Source organism: Paenibacillus sp. VTT E-133280 (assembly GCF_002264385.1).
In the GTDB taxonomy this organism is placed as follows: domain Bacteria; phylum Bacillota; class Bacilli; order Paenibacillales; family Paenibacillaceae; genus Paenibacillus_AQ; species Paenibacillus_AQ nitricinens.
Genome location: NZ_NFUX01000137.1, coordinates 1 through 5369, shown reverse-complemented (window position 1 = coordinate 5369; position 5369 = coordinate 1). Strand labels below are relative to the sequence as shown.

Below are 5369 nucleotides of genomic sequence, written 5' to 3'. Positions count from 1 at the left end.
ATGTATAGAGATTCATTGCAACACTTTTTTCAAAATAATCTATAAATAAGAGACTGTACTATCAATCACCCTTTATATATTGGTGTATACCTGTTAGCACAGTCTCATTTATGGAGTCTCTTAATACTTCTTTCTCTAAGCAATGATCTCCTGAATATACAAATCTCGCTCCAACATTAGGTTAACAATCGTACCCTCTACCTTAATCATAGGACGTGTTGGATTAGCACGGTCAGTAAATATGATCTCTCCATGACGTCCATCGCTCAGACGTATTCTGGTTCCATTAAACAAATCTGTACTCTTCTGTATAAAGGTCTGTACAACAACTGGGTCAAGCTTACCGAAGCTTTCTGTCATTATCTGCTCTAACACTAAATAAGGAGACTGTGCTTTTCTATAAGCCCTTTCTAGAGTCATAGCATGGAATATATCTGCTACCGCTACTACTTTAGCGTAAAAATGAATCTGGCTACCTTCTAGCTTAAGTGGGTAACCAGACCCATCGACCTTCTCATGATGCTGCAATGCCGTTAGTCTTACCCCTTCATTAATCGCTGTGACATTACGCAGTAATTGATAGCCATATGTAGTATGTCTGCGAACCTCTTCTATTTCGGCACTATTAAGTGATTCCGGCTTATGTAAAAGAGAACTATCTACTTTCGCGTTTCCGATGTCATGTAGTAATCCAGCAAAAGCGATCTGCATCCAATCCTTTTGCGGATACCCGCACCACTGAGCGATCTTATAGGATGTTAACGCGGACAGCACGGCATTGTGATAGTTGTAATCCTCGTCTTTTAGCGTACGTGGAGAAAACTTCAACACATGATAATCCTTTAAATGACTAATTAGTAACTCTAACTGACTCCGCAACTCAAAAATAGGAATTGAGGCTGCCGTTACCGAACGATAGCTGGTTCTAATAAGTGCGATCATTTTTTCATATTCATCATGTAGTGGGGAATTGTTCTTGATCAGCATCGATTCATTTATAATCGCTCCAGCTTTAAGTGCTGTCTGCTTGGCGTTTTTTTTGACAGCATCAGAGTTGGCCTCTCCCTGAACACCTTCGATCTCCACTTGCCCAACCAAAAAAGCTTCTAAAATTTCTAGATCACGGGGAAGTAGTATTTTTCCCTTAGTGAACAAAATTCCCCCCAGAGGTGTAGTTACATCTTTGGTTATCTTTGAGCCTGCTTTAACTTCTCCAGCCAATACACTTGGCATATACTCAGCCCCTTAATTTCTATAACAATAAGCTCAGGATTACCGAAATCTAATATGACAGATAATTTCTGAGAAAATAGTACTTTATATACTGATTTATACTCTATCGGCTAATTATAGTACGGATAAAAGGAAGCGACTAGTGAAATGAAAACTATTCTTATAAAAATTCTCATTAAATTTCATTAAATAACTTGCTATTAATTAATCACAGCAAAAAGAGCAAGGGACTCTGTAATAGAATCCCTTGCTCTTTATTGAATATAACCTACTCTAAGTTATCTTCTTGATCCTCAGCGATAGTTTCCGGTTGATCAATATCACCAGATTCATCTACTGTTACTTGTTCCTCGAGGCCTTCCATCTCTTCAGACATTTCGTCCTCTTCGTTCTTATCCGCTCTACACAGGGTAGCCACAGCATCATCCTCGCGGATGTTAATTAGCTTAACCCCTTGCGCATAACGGCCCATAGTAGAAATTCCATCCATGCTGGTACGGATCAAGGTACCGCTTGTAGTAATGATCATTAAGTCTTCGTCGTCTCTAACAACCTTAAGACCAACTACAGGGCCATTCTTCTCTGTGAGATTAATGGTCTTGATCCCTTTACCGCCACGAGTCTGAGAACGATAATCACCAGCTGGGGTCCGTTTACCATAACCCTTGCTAGTAACAATCAGGACCTCAAGCTCCTTATCAACACAGTCCATACCGATGACATGGTCATTACTGTCAAGCGTAATGCCCTTCACGCCAGTCGCGCTACGGCCCATAGAACGAACATCATTCTCTGAGAACGTAATCGACATTCCGCGAGCTGTACCGATAATAAGATTCTGCTGACCATCTGTCAGCTTAACCTCAATTAGGGAATCCTCTTCACGAAGATTAATAGCGATAAGTCCGCCCTTGCGGATGTTATTGTAATCCTCAAGTGGCGTCTTCTTCACGATACCTTCGCGGGTAGCAAAGAACAAGTACTTGTCACTATCGCTCTCTTCCACTTGGATTACGGCACTAATCTTCTCACCTTGTTCAATTTGAATCAGGTTGATGATTGGTGTCCCACGTGCAGTACGACCCAGCTCTGGGATCTCATAAGCCTTAATCCGGTACACCTTACCCTTATCGGTAAAGAACATCAGATAGTTATGAGAGTTACTCACGAAGAGATGCTCCACAAAATCCTGGTCCTTGGTGTCCATTCCTATAACTCCGCGCCCTCCGCGCTTCTGGCTGCGGTAGGTGCTGACAGGTAGACGTTTGATGTATCCCGTATGTGTAATAGTGATAACAACCTCTTCACGCGGAATAAGGTCTTCATCCAGGATACTTTCTTCACCAACCGTAATCTCTGTCCGGCGATCATCAGAATATCTATCACGAATATCCTGCAGCTCGTTGCTGATGATTTCCAGTACAAGATGCTCATTCGCCAAAATTTCACGGTACTCTGCGATTTTAGCGAGCAATTCGTTATATTCATTCTCGATCTTTTCCCGTTCCAGACCGGTCAGACGTTGCATCCGCATATCGAGGATTGCTTGAGCCTGTTCTATACTGAGGCTAAAGGTGCTCATTAATCCATCACGGGCGATATCCGTTGTCCGTGACGCGCGAATTAACGCAATAACTTCATCCAGATGATCCAGCGCAATACGCAGACCTTCTAAAATATGAGCGCGTGCTTCAGCTTTTTTAAGATCAAATATTGTACGACGACGGATAACTTCAATCTGGTGCTGCAAATAATGATAGAGCACATCACGCAGATTAAGAATTTTCGGCTCGTTGTTTACAATGGCAAGCATGTTGATCCCAAATGTGGATTGCATAGAAGTATGTTTATATAGATTGTTCAACACAACATTTGGATTCACATCGCGTCTCATCTCAACAACTACACGCATACCGTTACGGTCAGACTCATCTCGAAGATCTGTTATACCCTCGATCCGTTTCTCACGTACTAATTCTGCAATTTTCTCAACCAATCTTGCCTTGTTCACCTGATATGGCAGCTCATGTACAATGATGCGTGCCTTACCGTTGTTTTCTTCAATCGTTGCCTTAGCACGCATGGTCACTGAACCACGCCCTGTACGATAAGCTTGACGAATGCCCTCACGACCCAAGATATATCCAGCCGTAGGGAAATCAGGGCCTTGGATATACTCCATTAATTCCATAGGTGTGATATCAGGATTCTTAATCATCGCCTGCACACCATCGATAACTTCGCCTAGGTTATGCGGTGGAATATTAGTAGCCATACCTACAGCTATACCAGATACCCCATTCACGAGCAGGTTCGGATAGCGAGCTGGTAATACAACTGGCTCATTCTCTTCACCATCATAGTTGGGTGCGAAATCTACTGTTTCTTTGTTCAAATCTCGAAGCATTTCGCCTGCAATCTTGGAAAGACGGGCTTCTGTATAACGCATCGCTGCAGCCATATCACCATCGATCGAACCAAAGTTCCCGTGACCGTCCACAAGCATATAGCGCATAGAGAAATCCTGAGCCATCCGTACCATTGTTTCATAGACAGCTGAGTCACCGTGAGGGTGGTACTTACCGATAACCTCACCGACGATTCTTGCCGATTTCTTATGAGGCTTATCCGCAGACATTCCAAGTTCCGACATCGCAAACAAAATGCGTCGGTGAACCGGCTTGAGTCCGTCCCGCACATCTGGCAAAGCCCGGCTAACAATGATGCTCATTGCGTAATCCATAAAGGATTCACGCATTTCCACGCCAATGTCCCGATCTTTGACTTGTGGGTTATTTTGTTCAGCCATGAGTTGCTGGACCTCCTTCAGTTAAAAAACCGCTACCCTTAATTATATTACTTTCACAAAAGTAGCACAATTAAACATGATAGCCTTTTATCTTCTAATATTGATTTCTTTTGCGCTGATTAGGGTATTCGCCCTTTCCGCAAATGTCTTTAGTACATAGACTGTAAAGACAAGAAACACGGTTTTATTATCCTAGTATCGTTCGATAAGGCATAACCCCATATCCTTATATTATACCATTGTTTAGGTAGCTTGTCCTGATTTTCAGCTGCCAAAGATTATGCTTCCACAGCAAGTTTTGTACAAGGGAATTCAAATGAGCAATTGCTGCACAAAATTGTTAAGGAGGAAGATAATGAAGATTCAACGTGTCCCAAGTAAATGGGCTAAAACAAAAGTTATCCTTCAAAATCAATCTCTATCTCTATATGTGCCTGATACCCGTAAATACGATTTAAGTGTTCTTAAAGAAATGCTTGCGTTATATGCTATGGTCTATATAAAACCTGATCGCGGAAGCTTTGGTATTGGTGTAATGAGAGCTGAGCAGCGTACGGTGATTTTAAGTCCTAGCCAGCAAAAGACTGAAATAAATGTCACCGCCGATAACGAGGAGAGACAACAGCAAGAAGCACAGGTCCTATATATTCTAAGATATGCAAAGATGGCAGAAGTTTTCTTCTCCCCCGAAGAGCTGCATGAGGCCTTACAGAAACGAATTCAGAACCGTACCTACCTCGTCCAAAAAGGAATTGATCTCCTGCGTCACCAAGATCGTCCCTTCGACCTTCGAGTTCTTGCCCAAAAGACTCCATCAGGTGCATGGGAAACAACAGGAATGCTCGGAAGAGTAGCTGCCCCTCAGAAAATTGTCACCAATTATCATAGTGGAGGCAGTATTCAGTCAGTAAATACATTATTAAAAAATCATATGAACCCTTCTGAAACACTCTCCACGATTAATCAATTAAAATCTTTAGGTGTACAAATTGCAGGCCAATTGGAAACTACCTATCCAGGAATTAAAGAAATTGGTCTGGATATTGCCATGGATCAGCATATGGATATGTGGCTGCTTGAGGTCAACACGCTTCCATCTATTGTTGTATTCAAGTTATTTCCTGATAAATCTATCTATCGTAGAATACACCGCTATGCTGTAGCATACGGACGTGTAAAAGCTAGAAAATCGCCATATACTACCCGCAATAGACAATATAATAAAGCCTAAAAAACCGGATCTGAAAACAAAAAACCTCCAGCATTCTCATTCCATTAGGAACAGAAGCCGGAGGTTTTATTAAAATATAAGAAAGTATAAGTTTCA

3 protein-coding genes are annotated in these 5369 nt (G+C 41.9%); 1 reads left to right on the top strand and 2 read right to left on the bottom strand.

Translation table 11 applies throughout. The annotated features are described in order from the left end of the window. Positions 1-135 precede the first annotated feature (135 nt). A complete protein-coding gene (locus CA600_RS30280; RefSeq protein WP_094874791.1) occupies positions 136-1233 on the bottom strand; it encodes an HD-GYP domain-containing protein in 1098 nt (365 codons plus the stop codon). Between the two features lie 268 nt (positions 1234-1501). Further along, positions 1502-4042, bottom strand: a complete 2541-nt coding sequence (gene gyrA / locus CA600_RS30275) for a DNA gyrase subunit A (protein ID WP_094874790.1) — start codon at positions 4040-4042, stop codon at positions 1502-1504. A 355-nt stretch (positions 4043-4397) separates the two neighbouring features. Here gyrA and CA600_RS30270 point away from each other — a divergent pair, with 355 nt between their 5' ends. Then, entirely contained in the window at positions 4398-5273 is an 876-nt protein-coding gene (locus CA600_RS30270; RefSeq protein WP_094874789.1) for a YheC/YheD family protein, read from the top strand. The last annotated feature ends 96 nt before the right edge of the window (positions 5274-5369 follow it).